General features: G+C 41.7%; 21 protein-coding genes. 18 read left to right on the top strand and 3 right to left on the bottom strand.

Annotation, left to right across the window (positions count from 1 at the left end; all coding sequences use genetic code 11):
* Positions 1–5 precede the first annotated feature (5 nt).
* Positions 6–971, top strand: coding sequence for a glycoside hydrolase family 43 protein (locus DW650_RS01160; protein WP_118208867.1), 966 nt, complete (start codon positions 6–8; stop codon positions 969–971).
* 79 nt (positions 972–1,050) lie between these two features.
* Here DW650_RS01160 and DW650_RS01155 read toward each other — a convergent pair whose 3' ends face one another.
* Both DW650_RS01155 and DW650_RS01150 read right to left on the bottom strand, forming a co-directional pair.
* Positions 1,051–1,629, bottom strand: coding sequence for a xanthine phosphoribosyltransferase (locus DW650_RS01155; RefSeq protein WP_118208866.1), 579 nt, complete (start codon positions 1,627–1,629; stop codon positions 1,051–1,053).
* A 65-nt stretch (positions 1,630–1,694) separates the two neighbouring features.
* Positions 1,695–2,222 (bottom strand): hypothetical protein, encoded by a 528-nt coding sequence (locus DW650_RS01150; protein WP_243102831.1) that lies wholly within the window; start codon positions 2,220–2,222, stop codon positions 1,695–1,697.
* A gap of 159 nt (positions 2,223–2,381) precedes the next feature.
* On the opposite strand from DW650_RS01150, the gene rlmH reads away from it, so the two are divergent.
* Both rlmH and DW650_RS01140 read left to right on the top strand, forming a co-directional pair.
* A complete protein-coding gene (rlmH, locus tag DW650_RS01145) occupies positions 2,382–2,873 on the top strand; it encodes a 23S rRNA (pseudouridine(1915)-N(3))-methyltransferase RlmH (RefSeq protein WP_118208864.1) in 492 nt (163 codons plus the stop codon).
* Between the two features lie 67 nt (positions 2,874–2,940).
* The gene (locus DW650_RS01140; protein WP_118208863.1) at positions 2,941–4,464 is read left to right on the top strand and encodes a glycoside hydrolase family 43 protein; all 1,524 of its coding nucleotides are present in this window, start codon (positions 2,941–2,943) and stop codon (positions 4,462–4,464) included.
* A gap of 62 nt (positions 4,465–4,526) precedes the next feature.
* On the opposite strand, the gene DW650_RS01135 is transcribed toward DW650_RS01140, so the two are convergent.
* Positions 4,527–6,053 (bottom strand): sodium/proline symporter, encoded by a 1,527-nt coding sequence (locus tag DW650_RS01135; RefSeq protein ID WP_118208862.1) that lies wholly within the window; start codon positions 6,051–6,053, stop codon positions 4,527–4,529.
* Between the two features lie 167 nt (positions 6,054–6,220).
* Between DW650_RS01135 and DW650_RS01130 the strand changes: the two genes are divergently transcribed.
* From DW650_RS01130 to DW650_RS01060, 15 genes are all read left to right on the top strand, one after another.
* Positions 6,221–7,426 (top strand): chloride channel protein, encoded by a 1,206-nt coding sequence (locus tag DW650_RS01130; RefSeq protein WP_118209032.1) that lies wholly within the window; start codon positions 6,221–6,223, stop codon positions 7,424–7,426.
* A gap of 66 nt (positions 7,427–7,492) precedes the next feature.
* A complete protein-coding gene (locus tag DW650_RS01125; RefSeq protein WP_118208861.1) occupies positions 7,493–8,131 on the top strand; it encodes an endonuclease III domain-containing protein in 639 nt (212 codons plus the stop codon).
* A 156-nt stretch (positions 8,132–8,287) separates the two neighbouring features.
* The gene (locus DW650_RS01120; RefSeq protein ID WP_199654171.1) at positions 8,288–9,022 is read left to right on the top strand and encodes a CAP domain-containing protein; all 735 of its coding nucleotides are present in this window, start codon (positions 8,288–8,290) and stop codon (positions 9,020–9,022) included.
* A gap of 136 nt (positions 9,023–9,158) precedes the next feature.
* A complete protein-coding gene (locus DW650_RS01115; RefSeq protein ID WP_118208859.1) occupies positions 9,159–9,977 on the top strand; it encodes an FAD binding domain-containing protein in 819 nt (272 codons plus the stop codon).
* A gap of 80 nt (positions 9,978–10,057) precedes the next feature.
* Positions 10,058–10,522 (top strand): (2Fe-2S)-binding protein, encoded by a 465-nt coding sequence (locus DW650_RS01110; RefSeq protein WP_118208858.1) that lies wholly within the window; start codon positions 10,058–10,060, stop codon positions 10,520–10,522.
* Positions 10,519–12,822, top strand: a complete 2,304-nt coding sequence (locus DW650_RS01105) for a xanthine dehydrogenase family protein molybdopterin-binding subunit (RefSeq protein WP_118208857.1) — start codon at positions 10,519–10,521, stop codon at positions 12,820–12,822. The genes DW650_RS01110 and DW650_RS01105 overlap by 4 nt, the downstream gene beginning before the upstream one ends.
* Before the next feature lie 10 nt (positions 12,823–12,832).
* On the top strand, positions 12,833–13,531 hold the full coding sequence (locus tag DW650_RS01100; protein ID WP_118208856.1) for a nucleotidyltransferase family protein: 699 nt from the start codon (positions 12,833–12,835) through the stop codon (positions 13,529–13,531).
* The gene (locus tag DW650_RS01095; RefSeq protein ID WP_243102830.1) at positions 13,518–14,825 is read left to right on the top strand and encodes a pyrimidine-nucleoside phosphorylase; all 1,308 of its coding nucleotides are present in this window, start codon (positions 13,518–13,520) and stop codon (positions 14,823–14,825) included. Before DW650_RS01100 ends, DW650_RS01095 begins: the two co-directional genes overlap by 14 nt.
* A gap of 34 nt (positions 14,826–14,859) precedes the next feature.
* Complete coding sequence (locus DW650_RS01090) at positions 14,860–15,129, top strand: YabP/YqfC family sporulation protein (protein ID WP_006858311.1); 270 nt, start codon at positions 14,860–14,862, stop codon at positions 15,127–15,129.
* 3 nt (positions 15,130–15,132) lie between these two features.
* A complete protein-coding gene (locus DW650_RS01085; RefSeq protein WP_118208855.1) occupies positions 15,133–16,380 on the top strand; it encodes a sporulation protein YqfD in 1,248 nt (415 codons plus the stop codon).
* Positions 16,367–17,365, top strand: a complete 999-nt coding sequence (locus DW650_RS01080; protein ID WP_117921431.1) for a PhoH family protein — start codon at positions 16,367–16,369, stop codon at positions 17,363–17,365. Before DW650_RS01085 ends, DW650_RS01080 begins: the two co-directional genes overlap by 14 nt.
* The gene (locus DW650_RS01075; RefSeq protein WP_118208854.1) at positions 17,362–18,555 is read left to right on the top strand and encodes a hypothetical protein; all 1,194 of its coding nucleotides are present in this window, start codon (positions 17,362–17,364) and stop codon (positions 18,553–18,555) included. The genes DW650_RS01080 and DW650_RS01075 overlap by 4 nt, the downstream gene beginning before the upstream one ends.
* A gap of 61 nt (positions 18,556–18,616) precedes the next feature.
* Entirely contained in the window at positions 18,617–19,114 is a 498-nt protein-coding gene (gene ybeY, locus DW650_RS01070) for an rRNA maturation RNase YbeY (protein WP_199654169.1), read from the top strand.
* Positions 19,115–19,129: 15 nt separating this feature from the next.
* Positions 19,130–20,791, top strand: coding sequence for a putative polysaccharide biosynthesis protein (locus DW650_RS01065; RefSeq protein ID WP_118208852.1), 1,662 nt, complete (start codon positions 19,130–19,132; stop codon positions 20,789–20,791).
* 74 nt (positions 20,792–20,865) lie between these two features.
* Positions 20,866–21,252, top strand: coding sequence for a hypothetical protein (locus DW650_RS01060; RefSeq protein WP_118208851.1), 387 nt, complete (start codon positions 20,866–20,868; stop codon positions 21,250–21,252).
* The last annotated feature ends 110 nt before the right edge of the window (positions 21,253–21,362 follow it).

Raw genomic sequence — 21,362 nt, 5'->3', positions numbered from 1 at the left:
AAAGAATGGCAAAACAAAAACAACCACTGGTAAAAAATATTTATACTGCAGATCCATCTGCACATGTATTTGAAGGAAAAATTTATATTTATCCTTCACACGATCTGCAGCATGAATGTGAAGACAATGACAATGGAGACCAGTATAATATGGAAGATTATCACATTCTCTGTATGGATAATGTAGACAGTGAATGTGTTGACTGTGGTGAAGTATTGCATATGGATGAAGTTCCATGGGTATCAAAACAAATGTGGGCACCGGATGCGGCATATAAAAATGGAAAATATTATCTCTTTTTCCCGGCACGTGATAAGGAAGGCATTTTCCGTATCGGTGTTGCAGTATCCGATAAACCTGCCGGAAAATTTATCCCGGAGAAAAACTATATAGAAGGAAGTTTCAGCATAGATCCTGCTGTACTGGTAGATGATGATAATGAGGCATATATTTATTTTGGCGGCTTATGGGGCGGACAACTGGAAAAATGGAAAACCGGAGTATTTGATGAAAATGCCACAGAACCAGATATGGATAAAAATGCAGTCGGACCAAGAGTTGCGAGATTAAGAGATGATATGCTTGGCTTTGCAGAAGATGTAAAAGAAATTGTCATTTTAGATGAAAATGGAGAGCCTTTAAAAGCAGGAGACGAAGACCGGAGATATTTTGAAGGACCATGGATGCACAAATATCAGGGAAAATATTATTTTTCCTATTCGACAGGAACTACACATAAAATTGTTTATGCTGTCGGAGACAATCCTATGGGACCATTTCAGTACAAAGGTGTAATTTTAGAACCGGTACTCGGCTGGACAACACATCATTCCATCGTACAGGTTGGTGAAAAATGGTATCTTTTTTATCATGACTGTGAGTTGTCCGGAGGAGTTAACAGTATGCGCTGTGTGAAATACTGTGAACTTCAATATAATGAGGACGGAACGATTCAGACTATAAAACCATAAGTAGATTCTCTTCTATTTAAATATAGCGGTAAGAAAAAAGCCTGATGGCATATTTTCTTACCGCTATTTATATTTTCTATTATTCTTCCGGAATAAATTCAATCAGATCTTTTCCAAGTTTACTGATGCGGGCGAGAGAGCATACATCAATGCCCTGTTCCATTAATTTTTCGCGTCCCGGCTGGAATGATTTTTCAATCAGGATACCGACTCCGGCGATCGTTGCATGTGCTTTGCGCAGCAGGCGGATTGCTCCTGTTGCAGCTTCGCCGTTTGCAAGAAAATCATCCACGATCAATACATGGTCATTTTCATTGATAAACTGCTGGGATAAGGTCAGTTCATAGCTTGTCCCCTTGGTAAAAGAAGTGACTACTGTCTGAAACAGATTATCATTTAATACCTTAGAAGGCTGTTTCTTCAAAATGATCATTGGAACATTCAGTGCCAGTGCTGTCATAAGAGCCGGAGCAATACCGGAACTTTCGATCGTTACAACTTTTGTTACCCCGCAATCTTTATAATGTTCGGCAAATGCCTCACCGATCTGCTGCATCAAAACAGGATCTACCTGATGGTTTACAAAACTGTCTACCTTTAAAATATCTTCATTGACTGCAATTCCTTCAGAAAGAATCTTCTCTTCAAGTATTTTCACAATAGCCACCTCATATATTCAAATATTTTGTCCATTATAACACATATATCTGACAGAAAAAAGCACTATGCCAAAAATATTTTATCATAAATTGTTTCTATGATGTGATCAATAAGTGAGGCATTCGTCTGCGGATATTTTTCAAGAAGCAATCCCCTCATGATTTCATAACGCAAAAAATAATTCTGCTCTTCAGATTCATCTGAGATACCGGCATCTGCATTGATTTTTTCTGCCGTATATGTATCTAAAAACCACTGACAGATTTCTTCAAACTGCTGTTCCTCACGGTCAGCGGCGTTTGAAAGAGATTTTAATTCCATAAATGAATGTATGCCGACAAAAAGAAAAATAGTAAACATCACACCCATAACAATAAGGATCATTGTTTTAGAGTAAGCAGCACTTTGAAAAGGAAGCAGATCGAGTCCGAATAAGATCAGAAGAATAAATCCAACGACACTTACGATCGTAAATGTATATGCAGTGGATGTGACATCTTCTTTTTTTGTTTTCTTTGATACATATGCGTGAGACGGTGCTAAGTTGCTCTCGGCTGCATTGTTGCTGATATCAAATGGTTCCTGTGACATAATTTTCCTCATTTCCAGATGAATGAACATCTATTGTTTTTCAAGTAGTTTTAGTATAAATTATAATGTAGATGCATGCAAGCGGATTTGCTAGAATAAGGATAAATGAGTTCGCAGCATAATTCCGTGGAGAGCATAAATAAAACTATGTGAGGAACTATGAAAGTTACAATTTTATGTGTAGGAAAGATCAAAGAAAAGTTTTACAGGGATGCAATTGCAGAATACAGCAAACGATTAAGCCGTTACTGTAAATTAGACATCATAGAGGTCGCTGACGAAAAGACACCGGAAAATGCAAGTGATACGGTAGAAAACCAGATCAGAGAAAAAGAAGCAGAGCGTATCCTGACGCGTCTCGATAAAGAAGCAAAAGAGGGTGCATATATCTTTGCCCTTGCAATCGATGGTAAGGAGTTAGATTCCGTGGAGTTATCGAAAAAGATTGAAAATCTCGGAACTTCCGGGATCAGCCAGATCATTTTTCTGATCGGCGGATCGCTCGGTATGTCTGAAAACCTGCTAAAACGTGCTGATTTTAAACTCAGTTTTTCGAAAATGACGTTTCCGCATCAGCTTATGCGTGTGGTCCTGCTAGAGCAGATTTACCGCAGTTACCGGATTATGAATGGCGAACCGTATCATAAATAATGCAGTCAGCGGGAGTGTCTTTGAAATGAGCAGCCTGCCCTAAACTGCTGTCAAAGGAGAGGTAAACATGAAAGTACAAAATCCAGTTGTCCGGGGGTTTTACCCGGATCCAAGCATCTGCAGTGCAAACGGCAAATATTATCTTGCCTGCAGTTCGTTTGAATATTTTCCGGGGGTTCCATTATTTGAAAGCGATGATCTGTTAAACTGGAAACCGATCGGCCATTGCCTTACCAGAAAAAGTCAGGTCAATTTATATCAGGTTCCCGGTTCCGGCGGGGTGTTCGCACCGACGATCCGCTTCCATAACGGACGGTTCTATATGGTTACCAACAACAATACCTATCAGAAAAATTTTTATGTCTATACAGACGATATCTACAGCGAATGGTCGGATCCCGTTTTTGTGGATCAGGGCGGTATTGATCCGTCTTTGTATTTTGAAGGAGACAAAGTTTATTTTATCAGCAATGGAACGGATGAATCAGATGGAAGAGGCTGTATTTTCCAGTGTGAGATCGATATCACAACCGGAAAACGTCTGACAGAAAGCAGACCGATCTGGAAGGGAAGCGGCGGCCGTTATATTGAATCACCGCATATGTATCATTTTGGGGACTGGTATTATCTCATGGTTGCAGAAGGTGGTACGGAATATGGTCATATGGTAACTTATGCAAGGTCAAAAGATCCTTATGGACCATTTGAAGCGTATGCCCAAAATCCGGTACTTACCAACCGGAATCTGGGTGGTAATGAAAATCATATACAGGGAATCGGTCATGGTGATCTCATAGAGACGCCATATGGAGAAAATTTTATGGTATGTCTTGGATTCCGTATCCAGAGTGACTGGATGCCGTTCCATCATTTAGGACGTGAAGTGTTTTTGGTTCCTGTTACCTGGGATAAGAACGGATGGTTTACGGCAGGTGTGGACGGAACAGTGCAGACTGTGATGGATCTGCCATTAAAAGCTTCAGAACAGAAGATAAATGGACGGTATGATGTTTCTTTTGAAACAATAAAAAACGAACCGCAGCGTTTTTGTCATCTCCGTGAATATCATCCGGAATGTTATGAATTTACTGAAAACAGTGTGACACTTTTTGGTAACCGTTTTACACTAAATGATACTGAGTCACCAACATTTTTAGGAGTCCGTCAGTCGGAGTTTGATACAGAACTTACCGTTTCACTTACCGGCAATTCTCCCGAAGCAGGCATCACATTTTATCTGTCAGAGGAACATCATTATGATCTTGCTGTTTTGTGCAAAGAGAAAAAGCGTACATTGATCCTGCGTCTGCGGATCGGAGATGCGGTTATGACAGCAAAAGAAATAGAACTGCCGGAAGATGCACAGATTATTTTAAAAGTGGTATCTGATGCAGCGCAGTATCATTTTTATGGAATCATAAATGAAGAGGAAATTTTGCTTGGAAGTGCGCGTACAAAATACTTATCCTCAGAAGTTGCAGGAGGATTTACCGGAGTTGTGATGGGCATGTATGCAGTCAATCCAAATGAGGATCAGAAACAGAAAGCCCAGTTTACAAATTTATACTGGAAACAGGGAACAGACAGATAATGAAAATAGTCCGAGCTTATTGATGATACTAAAAGCCCGGACTATTTTTTATGAAGATTTCATTATACGCTCTCAAATTCATCAATGATTTCCTGTGAAGGTGGTGCAGTCAAAAGGCTGACAACAACAATCGCAAATGCGGAACATATGAATGCCGGAAGCAGTTCATAAATTCCAAACAGCCCTCCAAGCGGAGCGATCAGGTATTTCCATACGAACACCATAACACCGCCAACGATCATACCTGCAAGTGCGCCATTCCGATTCGTGCGTTTCCAGAATAAGGAAAACAGCATAACGGCACCAAAGGTTGCACCAAATCCAGCCCATGCAAAAGAGACGATACGGAATACCGAACTATCCGGATTTCTTGCAAGGAAAACACCAATAACAGCGATCACGATAACCGTAAGTCTTGCCATGAGCATGGAGGATTTTTTTGACAGCTTTAGACCCATGCAGTCACAGAAAAGGTTTTGTGAAACACATGAGGATGCGGCTAAAAGCTGGGAATCTGATGTTGACATGGTACTTGCAAGGATTCCGGCAAGGATCAGACCAGCCATAATAACAGTCAAAACGCCGTGATCGCTTAAAAGAACAGCTGTCCTTACGATCAGAGTTTCTGACTGTGAGGAAGTTTCAAATAATTCAAGAGCACCTGATTTTGTCATTGCAGAACCGATGATACCGATAAATATAGCCACAAACATGGAAATAACAACCCATACGGATGCAATTCTTCTGGAGGTTTTTAATTTGTTTTCATCTTCGATTCCCATAAAACGAAGCAGAATATGAGGCATACCAAAATATCCAAGTCCCCAGGCAAGCGTGGAAGCGATCGTCAGTCCCTTATATGGCACAGACACACCGGTTGCAGGGTCATAAGAGGAAGTCAGGCTTAAATATCCACTCATGGATTTTGCATTTGTGATAACTGCATCCAGCCCACCGGCTGTGTGAATACCGAAAAATACGACGATCAAAAGTGCGATCGTCATAATAATACTCTGGATCAGGTCAGTCATGCTTGCAGCAAGAAATCCGCCAAGCGTGGTATATAAAACAATAACGATGGCACTGACGATCATTGCCGGAAGATAGGATATCCCAAACAGCGTAGAAAATAATTTTCCACATGCGGCAAATCCGGAAGCAGTGTATGGTACAAAGAAAATAACGATCATAATAGCAGAGATCGCCATCAGTGCATGACTTTTGTCACGGTATCTGTTTTCAAAGAAAGCAGGAAGTGTGATGGAATTATTTGCCTTGTGCGTGTAACGGCGCAGACGTTTTGCAACAATCAGCCAGTTAAGATAAGTACCGATTGCAAGTCCGATCGCTGTCCAGCCTGCTTCGGCACAACCGGAAAGATAGGCAACACCCGGCAGTCCCATCAGAAGCCAGCTGCTCATATCAGAAGCCTCCGCACTCATTGCCGTTACGATCGGTCCTAATTTCCGGCCACCTAAATAAAAGTCAGATACATCATTGTTCTTTTTCGAATAGATCACACCGATCCCCACCATCAGGATCAGATAAATGATCATGACGAGCAGCAGCCCTATCGTTTGTCCTGTCATAACAAAACTCTCCTTTGTCTGTTTGTAAAAATTTTTGCTGGTATATCATGAATAAAACATTACTGCAATACTGTATCACAATAAAGTTGTAATGTAAAACTTTTTTTGTTGACATGCTTTTGTATTCGTAGGATGATAGTGAAAGTTAAATGAAGGGAACAAAATTTATGGAGAAAAAATTACAATCATTTATTTTATTTTTGAAATATGTATCACTTGCCGTTTTGACCGGTGTGCTGGTTGGAATCATTGATGCCGTATTTGGCAGAGGACTGCTTGCAATCTCCGATTTCCGGATGGAGCATTATCTGTTTCTGATACCGTTTCTGCCGCTTGCAGGTCTTTTGATCACCTGGCTTTATTATCGTTTCAGCGAAACAAGTTTAAAGGGAATGACACTCGTTTTTGAAACCGGACAGAAGAAAAGAGAGGATATCCCGCTGGTTCTGATTCCATTGGTCATGTCTGGAACGTGGATCACACATTTATTTGGAGGAAGTGCCGGCCGCGAGGGTGTCGCTGTACAGATCGGTGCAACGTTATCACATGCACTGGGGCACAGATTTCATCTTCCGAAAGACAGCCGGATTATGCTGGTCACTGGTATGGCGGCAGGCTTTGGCGGTTTATTTCAGACGCCGCTTGCCGCAGTATTCTTTTCCATGGAAGTGATCGTTGCAGGAAAAATGCAGTATCATGCACTGCTGCCGGCACTGACAGCATCTTACACAGCAGCATTTACTTCACATATGCTGGGACTGGAAAAATTTTATGTACCACTTCAGGACGCGGTTAAAATATCAGATGGCAGTATCGCAGTCCGGCTTGTTGTACTTGGAATTATTTTCGGACTGACAGGCAGGTTATTTTCGTTTCTTCTTGCACAGTTAAAAAAATTTTTTGGAGAAAATCTGAAGAATCCATATGTCAGGATCGGTGTGATATCGATTCCGTTAGCATTGATTTTGCTATTGCTTTACAATGGGAGATACAGCGGACTGGGGACAAATCTGATCTCTGCTGCATTTTCAGATGGGAATATTTATACTTATGACTGGATCTTAAAATTGCTTCTCACGGTCTTAACTCTTGCAATCGGATTTCAGGGAGGGGAAGTCACACCTTTATTTTCTATCGGTGCATCCCTTGGTATCGTTTTGGGAGAAATCCTTGGACTTTCTCCGGTTCATTGCGCAGCGCTTGGATATGCAGCGGTATTTGCGGGTGCAACAAACACACTTTTTGCGCCGGTTCTGATCGGACTCGAAGTGTTTGGAAGCAATGATATGATTCCATTTTTTATCGTGTGTATGATTGCATATCTGGTAAATGGAAATAAGTCTATTTACGGGGCGCAGGAAGTGAATGGATAAAGTTGTTTAAATGCAGTGTTTTATGATAAAATAAAAGAAGTTTTAACGATAAAAGTGAGGAGCATCATGAGAAAAAAAGAACTTGCCAAAGAAGTGATCGAACGTCTGAAAAAAGAATACCCGGATGCCGGATGCAGTCTTACCTATGATCAGGCGTGGAAACTTTTAGTCAGTGTCCGTTTAGCGGCACAGTGTACCGACGCAAGAGTAAATGTCGTCGTGGAAAAATTATATGAAAAATTTCCGGATGTAAAAGCACTTGCCGATGCACCGGTGGAAGAGATCGAAGAAATTGTAAGACCCTGCGGTCTCGGAAAGAGCAAGGCAAAAGATATCAGTGCCTGTATGAAGATTTTATGGGAGCAGTATGGTGGAAATGTACCAGATGATTTTGACGCACTTTTAAAACTTCCGGGCGTGGGAAGAAAGAGTGCGAACCTGATCATGGGAGATGTATTCGGAAAACCTGCGATCGTAACTGACACGCACTGTATCCGTCTTTCAAACCGCATCGGTCTTGTGGATGGCATCAAAGAACCGAAAAAAGTAGAGATGGAACTCTGGAAGATCATTCCGCCGGAGGAGGGCAGTGATCTGTGCCACCGCTTTGTATATCATGGACGTGAGGTATGTACAGCACGGACAAAACCATTTTGTGACCGTTGCTGCCTGAATGATATCTGCAAAAAGGCGGGAGTAGAGTAAAAATTACCAGAAATGCCAGATGTTACCGGTTGGATACGGTTATGAATTATGATATTCTTCTGCTTGTAACAAAAATGTAATAGTTTTAAAACAAATACGTAACATATCAAACTGTTACATTACATTTATGAAATGACAGCAAAATGGAGGATTATCATGAAGAAACAGATACTATTGGCATTTACAGCAGCACTTGGAATTACACTGAGTGTGTCTGCACCGGTAGAAGCAGCATCCGCAAACCGTGTGAATATCTCGGTTTTTGAAAAAGACTGTGCTGCCGATCAGTGGAATTCTTTTGAGGCAGATTCTGTCAATGACTTATTAAAAAAAATATGCGACCGATTTCCGGCCATCGTCCTGCCGGGAGAATGTACACCGGAAATACCAGAAGACGCCAAAGACGATCAGACACCTGGTACACCAGAAAAGCCGGATACGCCGGAGAAACCTGAAGAAAATCAGCCGGGTGGCAACACATCCGGCGATGAACAGCCAAAAGAGGATCTTGCGGAAATTTCTTACGTAAAACAGGTTTTAAAGCTGGTCAATGCAGAGCGGAAAAAAGCCGGACTAAATGAACTGATTTGGGATGATACGGTAGCAGCAGCCGCAGCAACACGTTCCATAGAGATTGAAAAATCATTTTCCCACACAAGACCGGATGGAAGAACTTTTGCAACAGCGATCACAGATCTTGGCATTACCTACCGCGGAGCCGGAGAAAATATCGCATGGGGGCAGAAAACACCGGAAACTGTTATGAATGCATGGATGAACAGTGAAGGGCACCGCGCAAATATTTTAAACCCGAACTTTAAAAAACTTGGTGTCGGCTACCGTACCAATGGGCAGGGAACACCTTACTGGACGCAACTGTTTACTTATTAAAAGAATGATTGATGAGGTACTGGATATTTCAGTACCTCATTATTTTGTTGTAATCCCGTATTCCTGTTTGACGCAGGTACTTCCGTACAGTATAATATAGGTAGCGTTTTTTTATGCGTACACATAGGAGGAATCAATGTTAACGATCAATGAATACCGTAAGGTAGAAAGTTTAGAAGAAGCATATGAGCTGAATCAGAAAAAAAATAATAAGATTATCGCCGGTGGTGTCTGGATGAAGATCGGTGACCGCAGGATTTCAACAGCGATCGATCTGTCGGGACTTGGACTTGATAAGATCACTGAGACGGAAACAGAGTTTGTCATCGGTGCCATGACATCCTTACGTGAAATAGAAAAACATGTGGGACTTGCCGCATATACCAACGGAGCGATTCGTGAGAGTGTCCGCCATATTGTCGGCGTACAGTTCCGCAACTGTGCAACGGTTGGAGGCAGTATTTTCGGGCGTTTCGGCTTTTCTGATGTGCTGACTGTATTTCTTGCAATGGATACGCAGGTCGAACTGTATCATGCAGGTATGGTTCCCTTAAAAGATTTTGTTGATATGCCATATGACAACGATATTTTAATTGCACTTCATGTGGCAAAAAAGCCGATCCGTATCGCCTATTTAAGCCAGCGTAATACAGCTACTGATTTCCCGGTGATTGCATGTGCGGTGTCTGAATATGATGACACTCTGCATGTGAGTATCGGGGCAAGACCGGTTCATGCCGGATTGATAGAACTGCCACTTAGCTCCGCGAAACCGGATGGTTTTGGAAAACAGTTTCCGAAGGGATTTGAAAAAGATGAGACACTGGTCAAAGAACTTGCCATCTGGTGCGCAGATCAGTTTACCTATGGGAGCAACCGCAGAGCCGGTGCCGATTACAGGAAACATGTTGCAGGTGTGCTGATCCGCAGGGCAATCTGTTCTTTTGGAGAATAAAGACAGGCTCTGGTGTCAAAAAGGTATGAAAGTCTTTGATGATAAAAAGATAATATCAGAAATGGAGAACAAATAATAAGATGAAAATACATGTATGGTTGAATGAGCGTGAGATCACGCGTGAGATCGCAGCAGATCTGCCGCTTTTGGAATTTGTCCGGTCTGAGGGCTGTTACAGCGTAAAAAGAGGCTGTGAATCATCTAACTGTGGTCTGTGTACCGTATGGATTGACCACAAACCGGTGCTTTCCTGTTCCGTATTGGCAGCAAGGGCAGACGGTACACATATCACCACCTTAGAAGGTGTGGAAGAACGCGCAAGAGAATTTGGTACTTACCTTGCAAAACAGGGTGGAGAACAGTGTGGTTTCTGTAATCCGGGATTTATCATGAATGTACTTGCGATGGAGGATGAGTTGGAAAACCCGACGGAGGAGGATATGAAGGAATATCTTGCCGGAAATCTCTGCAGATGCAGCGGATACGAGAGCCAGCTTCGTGCAGTCAAAGAATACCTGAAGTTTAAAATGGAGGGAAAAGCATGAACAGCAGTACGAACTTAAGAAAACCGGGAAAATTTGTCAATGCTCCCGTAATGAAAAAAGATGCAATGGCGCTTGTGACTGGAAAACCAGTTTATATGGATGATGTAGCGCCAAAAGACTGTCTGATCGTAAAGGTACTCAGAAGTCCGCATGCCCACGCACTGATCAAAGAAATCCGCACAGATCTTGCTGAAAAAATAGACGGTATCGTCTGTGTGCTGACCTACAAGGATGTTCCAAAACGTCGTTTTACCATGGCAGGGCAGACATATCCGGAACCAAGTCCATATGACAGATACATATTAGAAGAACGTGTCCGTTTTGTTGGTGATCCGGTTGCGATTGTTGCCGGAGAAACAGAAAAAGCAGTTGATATGGCATTAAAGCGGATCAAAGTGACCTATGAGGTTTTAGATGCTGTTTTAGATTTCCATACGGCAATGGATAATCCTATTTTAGTTCATCCGGAGGATGACTGGAAGTCACTCTGTCCGGTTGGTGCTGACAACAAACGAAATCTCTGCGCATCCGGCGCAGATGGTGAAGGAGATGTGGATGCTGTCATTGCAGACTGTGATATTGTGTTAGACGAAACTTATCATGTCAAAGCCATGCAGCAGAGTATGATGGAAACTTTCCGTACCTGTACATATATGGATACCTATGGACGTCTGATCGTGCTCAGTTCCACACAGATTCCTTTCCATGTAAGAAGGATCGTTGCAAATGCACTTGATATTTCCAAGGCAAAAGTCCGTGTCATCAAACCTCGTATCGGTGGAGGTTTTGGTGCAAAACAGACGGTTGTCACAGAAGTATATCCGGCGATCGTAACCTTAAAGACCGGCAAACCGGCAAAAATGATCTACACCAGAGAAGAATCCATGATCGCATCTTCACCGCGTCATGAGATGGAAGTAAGAGTTCGTCTGGGTGCAATGTCCGATGGAACGATCCGTGCCATTGATATGCATACACTGTCTAATACTGGAGCATTTGGTGAACATGGTCCGACTACCGTAGGATTAAGCGGACATAAATCCATTCCAATGTATCATACAGAAGCATTCCGTTTCCAGTATGAGGTTGTCTATACGAACCGCATGTCTGCAGGAGCTTATCGTGGTTACGGTGCAACACAGGGTATTTTTGCAGTCGAGTCCACGGTCAATAAATTAGCCGATAAACTTTCTATGGACCCGATTGTACTTCGTCAGAAAAACATGATCCATGAAGGGGATGTAATGCCTGCATATTATGGTGAGACCGCAAATAGCTGCCGTTTAGAAGAATGTCTGTTAAAAGCGTCCGATATGATCGGATGGAAAGAAAAAGGCATGCGTACTGTGATGCCGGATGGAAAGATCCGGGCACGCGGAGTTGCAATGGCGATGCAGGGATCTTCCATTTCAAACTGTGATGTAGGTTCTGTCACGGTAAAATTAAGCGATGAGGGAACGTATCATATTACAGTCGGCTGTACTGATATGGGTACCGGATGTGATACGATCATTGCCCAGTTTGCGGCAGATGTGTTAGAAACAACGATCGATAATATATCTGTCTACGGCGTAGATACTGATATTTCCCCATATGATTCCGGTTCTTATGCATCCAGTACAACTTATCTGACCGGAATGGCAGCAGTAAAGGCATGTGAACAGTTGAGAGAACACATTATTGCACTTGCAGCAGCCCGTATGAATAAAGATGCTTCTGCACTTACTTTTGATGGAGAAAATGTCATCGATGAATCAGACGGTTCTAAAATGAGCCTTTTTGACATTGCAACTGCGTCCATGTGCAATAATGAGATATCAATGGAGGTTACTTATTCACACAGCTCCCCGGTATCACCGCCACCATTTATGGCAGCCTGCGCCGAAGTCGAAGTTGACCCGGAAACAGGCGCGATTGAGTTATTAGACTATACCGCCTGTGTTGACTGTGGAACTGTCGTAAACACCAATCTTGCAAGGGTACAGACAGAAGGAGGACTTTTGCAGGGAATCGGCATGACACTGTACGAGGATATCTGGTACGATGAACGCGGGAAAAATCTTTCCAATTCCTTTATGCAGTATAAAGTACCAAGCCGTCTGGATACAGACCGTATCCGTGTGGAATTTGACAGCAGCTATGAACCGACTGGTCCGTTTGGTGCAAAATCCATCGGTGAGATCGTCATCAATACACCGGCCCCGGCGATCGCAGATGCAGTTTATAACGCAACCGGCGTCTGGATCAATGAGCTGCCGATCACTCCGGAGAAAATCTTAAAAGGAATGCAGGTGATCTGATACGGAACAGATAAATCTGATCTATCTTGCTGCCGGATATGCGAGACGTTTCGGCAGCAATAAACTGCTCACGGAATTTCATGGGAAACCATTGTTTTTGCATGGACTGACGGAACTGGTTCGTCTGCAGAAAATGTGTAGTTATCCATGCAGGCTCATTGTTGTGACTGCATATGACAGGATTGAGGAACTGTGTAAGGAAATATTGGGAAACAGCAGAAAAAATACTAAAGACGAACAGGATCATTTGACAAAAAAAGAGCATACTGTACATGGTCAGAATATACCAAAAGATTATATAATTGTACGCAACCAGGGAGAAGAAAATGATGGGATTGCCTCAAGCATCCGAAAAGGGGTAAAGGCAGCGATAGATTCTCCTATGATAAACGAGGGCGATTCATTTTCTTATGATATGTTTTTTCAGGCAGATCAGCCTTATGTAAAGGCTGAAATACTGCTTGATTTTCTAAATGATTTTATAGAAAGTAAAAAAGGAATCGGAGCATTATCCTGTGAGGGCATTTTACGCAGTCCGAATCTTTTTGCTGAAAACTACCGTGCAGAGCTGCTTAGGCTGACCGGAGAATGTGGTGGTAAAAAGATCATCCGTTCCCATCCAGACGATGTTTTCACTTATCCGGTTGAAATGCCGGAATTTTTTGTTGATATTGATACAAGGGAGGATTATGCACATGAGAATGTATGACCTGATTGAAAAGAAAAAACTTGGTATGGAACTGACCACAGAAGAGATCCGTTTTATGATAGAGGGATTTACAGATGGTACAATTCCCGATTATCAGATGTCTGCAATGACAATGGCAATCTGTTTTCAGGGAATGAGTAAACATGAAACAGTTGATCTGACGCTTGCTATGCGTGACAGCGGGGATGTACTTGATCTTTCCTCTATTCCCGGTATCAAAGTTGACAAACACAGTACCGGCGGTGTGGGCGATAAAACATCGCTTGCCCTGACACCGATCGTTGCATCACTTGGAGTTCCGGTTGCAAAAATGTCCGGAAGAGGGCTTGGCCATACCGGCGGAACGATTGACAAGCTTGAGAGTTTTCCGGGATTTACGACTGCGCTCCCGGAAGAAACTTTTTTTAAAAATGTCCGTGAGATCGGTATTGCGATCGCAGGCCAGACTGCAAACCTTGCACCGGCAGATAAAAAGTTGTACGCATTGCGGGATGTCACAGCTACCGTCGATCAGATGTCACTGATCGCAAGTTCCATTATGAGTAAAAAATTAGCCTCCGGCAGTGATGCGATCGTACTTGATGTTAAGACCGGCAATGGTGCATTCATGAAGAAATATGAAGATTCCGTTGCACTTGCAAAAGAGATGGTATCAATCGGAACAATGGCAGGAAAAAAGACAGCAGCAGTCATTACTGATATGGATCAGCCACTTGGAAACGCTATCGGAAATGCCATCGAAGTGATCGAGGCGATCGATACTTTAAAAGGCCATGGACCTTCCGATTTTAAAGAAGTAGTCTTTGCACTTGGAGCGCAGATGCTGCTTTTTGCAGAGCGTGCCGGTTCCCATGAGGAGGCTGTAAAACTCATGCAAGACAGCATTGACAGCGGAGCCGCACTTGATAAACTGACTGAGTTTGTAAAAGCCCAGGGCGGTGATGTATCTTATGTTTACGATACCACAAAATTTCCGGAAACGGCATATTCGATCGACGTCAAAGCAGAATGCAGCGGATATGTGCACCGTATTCTGGCAGAGAATATCGGTATTGCCTGTATGACTCTCGGTGGCGGACGTGAGACAAAGGACAGTAAGATAGATCTTTCCGTCGGTATTTATTTAAAAAAGAAAAATGGCGATCAGGTAAATACCGGTGATACTCTGGCTGTTATCTATGCGAATGACCGTGCAAAAATGAATACTGCTGCCGAAAAAGCACTGCACGCATATGAAATTTCAAATGAACCAAAAGAAATGCAGCCAGTTGTAAAAGAATATATTTACGAATGAGAATAAGATCTTTTTTTCCTTCATACAATCATATATGAAGAAAAATCAGAAAGAAAAAATAATAAACAGTTTAGAACTGCCGAAGGATCTGATGCTTGGTGCGGCGATCGTGACTGCAACCGGGCGGCATGAGGTTCTGATTTCTAATTATAAAGGAATCCTGGAATATGAGGATTCCTTTATCAAAATACAGACAAAAAACTGCAGGATACTGATTTCCGGCTCACATCTTGCAATCGATTATTATACGAATGAGGAAATGAAAATTACCGGTTTTTTAGATACGATCCAATACGAGAACTGACAAATGCTGCTCTCGGTAATTAAATATTTTAAGGGGTACGTGTATGTCCGTCTAAGCGGTTATGCGCCGGAACGTTTCCTTAATTTATGTGGAAGCCGTGACATTCTGATCTGGAATTTAAAATCTATTGCAGATGGATATGAATTCTGTATCAGTGTAGCAGGCTTTAAGCAATTACGTCCGATCTTAAAAAAAACAAGAACACATATACGGATCATAAAAAAATACGGCATGCCGTTTGAATTGTATCATTACCGTAAACGAAAAATGTTTGCCATGGGGATGATCCTTTTTGCAGGACTGCTTTATTACCTTTCCGGTTTTATCTGGAATATTGAGGTCAATGGCAATTCTTATCTGTCCGAAGAAGTCGTACTCTGTTTCCTTTCAGGGGAACATGCTTCTTTTGGTGCAAAGAAAAAAAACATTGACTGTGCAGCTTTAGAAGAAACGTTAAGAAGCCGATATCCGGAAGTTATCTGGACTTCCATTAAGATCTATGGAACAAAAATGACGGTAGACATTCAGGAAAATCTGCTTCCCGAAGAAAATTATAAGAATGATAAAGATAACACTGCACGTGATATTATTGCATCAGATGATGGCGTTATCTCAGATATGATCACAAGAAGCGGTACTCCTGTTGTGACCACGGGCATGGCAGTCAAAAAAGGGGATATACTGGTCAATGGAAGTATTGAGATCCTGAATGATGATGGCGATACAAAAAAATATCTTTACCGTACTGCAGATGCGGATATTACGGCAAAAGTTACATATTCCTATCATGACGAGATACCTGCTGAATATATAAAAAAAATACCGACCGGTGACGAAAAAATAACGTATCAGATCAGGATTTTAGAGCACCTGTTCAAAAATCCCTTCTTTTCACCGGTGGAAGAACCGTATGATGTCATATCGGATGTGTCACAGTTTCATTTCACAGACAACTTTTATCTGCCGGTTTATCTGGTCAGACAGACTTATTCCGGCTATAAAAATGAAAAAAATATATATACAGAAAAAGAGGCAAAACAAATAGCTTCCCGGAATCTTAAGAAATATATTGACGATTTGGAAGAAAAAGGTATTCAAATTACAGAAAAAAATGTTATTATAGAAAGAACAAAGAAAAAATATGTGGTGAAAGGGACGATAGAAACTTTAAAATCCATTGTTTCCTATCAGCCGACAAAAATCATCGAACAATCGAGTGAAGAGAGGCAACCGACAGATGAGTCTGACTGAACTATCATTAAATATACCAACTGATCATGTCGCAAATGTATTTGGTCAATTTGATGCGTACATCAAAAAGATTGAGCGTACGTTAAATGTCACTGTAGTGTTACGCGGTGAAAATATGAAGCTGCTTGGAGAAGAACATAATTTAAAAAAAGCAGAACAGGTGTTTTTACAACTGATCGAGTTATCCAAAAGAGGAAATATTATCACGGAACAGAATGTCAATTATGCTCTTGCGCTTTCGGAGGAGGAAAAAGAATCCGCGATCGTTGAAATTGATAAAGATTGTATCTGTCATACGATCAACGGCAAACCGGTAAAACCAAAGACACTTGGTCAGAAAGCATATGTAGATGCGATCCGCCAGAAAATGATCGTGTTTGGAATGGGTCCTGCCGGGACCGGTAAAACATATCTTGCGATGGCAATGGCAATTACTGCATTTAAAAACGAAGAAGTAGGAAGGATCATCCTGACACGTCCGGCAATCGAAGCCGGAGAAAAATTAGGATTTCTGCCGGGAGATCTGCAAAGCAAAGTTGACCCCTATTTAAGACCACTTTATGATGCATTATATCAGATCATGGGGGCGGAAAGCTTCCAGAAAAATATGGAAAAGGGGCTGATCGAGGTCGCACCGCTTGCATACATGCGAGGACGTACACTTGACAATGCATTTATCATATTAGATGAAGCACAGAATACGACACCGGCGCAGATGAAAATGTTCCTTACCCGAATTGGTTTTGGTTCTAAAGCAGTGATCACGGGTGATGCTACCCAGAAAGATCTTGCACCGGGCACAGCATCCGGTCTTGATGTCGCATTAAAAGTATTAAAAAAAGTGGATGAGATTGGAATTTGTGAGCTGACCAGTAAAGATGTAGTTCGTCATCCGGTCGTACAAAAAATTGTCAAGGCTTACGAAGATTATGAAAACCGCAATAAGAGTACATCAAAAAGAAGACAGGAGACTCGCCAGCGATGAATGACCGCCTTGTAATCAAAAGAGTATGGAACCATGTCTGTATGTTTATCGTTACCATCATGGTGACACTTTTGTTATGTGCAAAACGACAGATTTTGCTGGATCAGTTTTTGGGGATTGTCTGTATTGCTGTGATATGGTTTGTGTTATTTCTTTTTCTCATAGAGCACGACCGTGCAGAAGGACTGATCTGTCATAACCGTGAAACAGATTTTAGAAAAATATTATATGGTTACACATCAGCAGCAATAGTAGTCTTTTTGGCTGCATATTTTCCTGAATTTGTAAAACCTCTGATGCTTGTGCCGCTTCTTATCGTTGCCTTTGGTTCCGAACGTCTTGCACTTATTACCGGAATTTTCTGGGATGCAATGCTATGTCTCGTGTTAGGGCTGCATTCACAGGAATTAGTACTGTACTGTCTGATGACGATTTTTGGAGCAATACTTGCTGGAACGGCTGAAGAGGCAGTGAAACGTGAGAAGACACTTATATGGTATGAAGTACTGTTATTCTGTCTTTCCATTATGCTTCCAATAACTTTTTATTATCTGACTTATCAGGAAGTCCATTTTAAACTTTTATTATGGGGACTTTTTGAAGGTGCCATCAGTGTTTTATGGATGCAGTTTGGCTTTCGTCATTTTTCCCGTTTAAGAGAGCAGGAGGTAAATGATATTCTGACAGATATCATAGATGATACGTATCCGCTTGTCCGTGAGCTTTCCAGTTTCTCGAAACAGGAATATCAGCATGCACGCAGAGTTTCAGAACTTGCCGCAAAATGTGCAAAAGTTGTCGGTGTCGATGAAAAGACATGCGCAGCAGCAGGATTTTATTACCGGATCGGTATTATGGAGGGAGAACCTCTGACACAGAGCGGGATCCGTATTGTGCAGGAACACTGTTTTCCGGAAGATGTCATCCGTATCATCAGTGAGTACGATGGAGAGACAGCACCGCCTTCATCCATAGAGTCAGCAATCGTACATATGGTAAACGGTCTGGTAAAAAAGATAGAGGTGTTTGACAGTTATACAATGGCAAGCGAATGGAACCAGGATATGGTCATTTACCAGACATTAAACGAGTATTCCGCCAGCGGAATTTACGACCAGTCAGGACTTGGCATGAATATGTTTTTGAAGATCAGGGAATATCTTGTAAATGAGGAGAATTTCTTCTTTTAAAAATTACATGAAAAACAAAAGATATAAAAATTGCCGGTAAGGCACAGAAATGAGGAAATTTATGAGTCTTTTTATAGAAAAAGAAACGGAAACAGATTTTTCATTTGATGAGGAGACACTTGCAAAAGAAGTGACAGATTATGCGATCGAGCATGAGGGATTTCCCTTTGAAGCGGAGATCAATCTGACACTCACAGATAATGATGGAATCCACGCCATCAATAAAGAATACCGTGATATAGATGCGCCGACAGATGTTCTGTCATTTCCAATGCTTTCTTATGAGAGTGCAGGAGATTTTTCAAAGTTAGAAGATGATTATGATGATAATTTCAACCCTGACACAGGGGAGATCATGCTTGGGGATATTATTATTTCCGTTGACAAAGTAAAAGAACAGGCGAAAAGTTATGGACACAGTGAAAAACGTGAATATGCGTTTCTGATCCTGCACAGTATGCTTCACTTATTTGGATATGACCATATGACGCCGGAAGACGCTGCCGTTATGGAAGGAAAACAAACTGAGATCTTAAACGAAATGAACATTTTAAGATAACGAGGATTAAGTCACATGGGCAAACAAAGTAAAAAAAGCAGTACAAGTTTCCTTGTGCAGGGTTCTATTCTTGCCATCGCATCTATTGTCAGTCGTATTATTGGTCTGATCTACCGTATCCCGCTGACAAATATTATTGGTGATACAGGAAATGATTACTATGGAACTGCTTTTCAGATTTATAATATTTTATTGATCATTTCATCTTACAGTCTGCCACTTGCAGTTTCAAAGCTGGTATCCGCAAACTATTCACAGGGCAGAAGACACAATGTATACCGCATTCTAAAATGTGCGCTGGTTTTTGGTGCATGTACGGGTACAATCGCGGCACTGATCCTGTTATTTGGAGCAGAGTTTATCACAGGAACACTGATGAAAACACCGATGAGTATTTTTGCAGTACGGGTACTGATTCCGGTGCTTTTGATCGTTGCCGTGCTTGGTGTTATGCGAGGCTTCTTCCAGGGACTTGGAACAATGATGCCAAGTGCAACCTCCCAGATTTTAGAGCAGATCGCAAATGCGATCGTCAGCGTATGGGCTGCGTATGTGCTGGCTGATTATGGTGCGAAAGCAGGTGCACTGCTTGGTGATGCAGATAATTATTCTGCTGCATATGGGGCTGCCGGAGGAACACTTGGCACCGCTATAGGTGCATTAGTCGCATTATTATTCTGTACCTTCGTACTGGTTGTATATCTCCGTGTATTTAAACGCAGCCTGCACAGAGAACGCAGAAATAATGTAGACTCTTATGCATCTATATTTCATTTATTGATTGTAACGATCATTCCTGTTTTACTGAGCAGTACCATTTATAACTGTAATGCAGTTATAGACCAGGCGGTGTATAAACACATCGCAGCATTTCAAGGTTATACAGCAAGCCAGTATGGCTCCTGGAATGGTATTTATACAGGAAAATATACGGTTTTGATCAATGTCCCGATTTCCATTGCATCAGCAATGGCTGCATCCTCTGTTCCTGCACTTACCGCTGCCTATGCAGCTGGAAAAAAAGGTGAGGCAAAGCGGCAGATTAGTGTCGCAACACGTTTTATCATGGTGATCGCATTTCCTTGTGCAGTTGGCATGGGTGTGCTTGCATCTCCGATCTTACAGCTTTTGTTCCGTGATTCATCCGAGACCGCCGCACATATGCTGCAGGTCGGAGCCGTTACAATTTTATTTTTCTCCCTGTCAACGCTTTCGAATGGGCTTTTACAGGGAATGGGGCGTATGAAAGAACCGATCAAAAATGCGATTATTGCACTGGTACTGCATTTGGGACTGTTGGCAGCACTTATGTTCCTGTTTGATTTAAATATTTTTGCGGTTGTTATTGCAAATGCTGCATTCGGTCTTATCATGTGTATCTTAAATGCAAGATCGATCCGGCGATACAGCGGATACCGCCAGGAAGTCCGGAAAACGTTTTTTGTTCCTGCTATTGCGGCGACTGGAATGGGTGTCGTTGTATGGCTCATCTATCACGGTATCTTATATGTACTGCGTATCAATGCGATTGCAACGGTTCTGTCAATTGTAGCCGGAGCAGCAGTATATGCTGTATTACTGCTGTTATTAAAAGGATTAAATGAACAGGAGATCCTGCGTTTCCCGAAAGGACGCATGTTGGCAGACATAGCCAAAAAACTTCATCTATTAAGATAAATAGTTCTTACAAATGAATAAAAAGTAAAATATGGCAAATACTTATCGTAAAAACCGTAATATGGGGTGATGAAATGAAAAAAACGACGGGTATTTGCCTTTTTACCGGCATGATCTTTCTTCTGCTGATCCTGGTAGTATATTTATTATCTATACAGCAAAATACAGGAATAGTAAAAGAAAATCTGACTGCTTCAACCGAGAGTATATCAGATGAAAATGACACGGAACAAATTGTCCGGTCAACAGAAATTATTGCTATCTGTGAACCATACACATATGTAATTAAACAGAAAAACGGGGTGTTAGTTGTATACCAGAGTGATGGTGTTACAGAGTTTTTTGAAACAAATATCCGCATACGTGATCTGGATGCAGATATGGTAAAAAAAATAGAAAACGGTATCTTTTTTTCGGATGACCGGGAATTATATGATTTTCTGGAAAGTTATTCAAGCTGATATTTCCCTTGTATCATAGTATTGATGAATTACCAGCAATAACAATGATTTTCACGGATTGAATGTTTGTTTTTTGTATGCTAAAATATGCTATGGTTTGTTTGGAAAAA

Source organism: Roseburia sp. AM23-20, from assembly GCF_003470905.1.
Taxonomy (GTDB): Bacteria; Bacillota; Clostridia; order Lachnospirales; family Lachnospiraceae; genus Roseburia; species Roseburia rectibacter.
The sequence above is the reverse complement of the archived record's forward strand: the minus strand, read 5'-3'. Positions and strand labels throughout refer to the sequence as shown.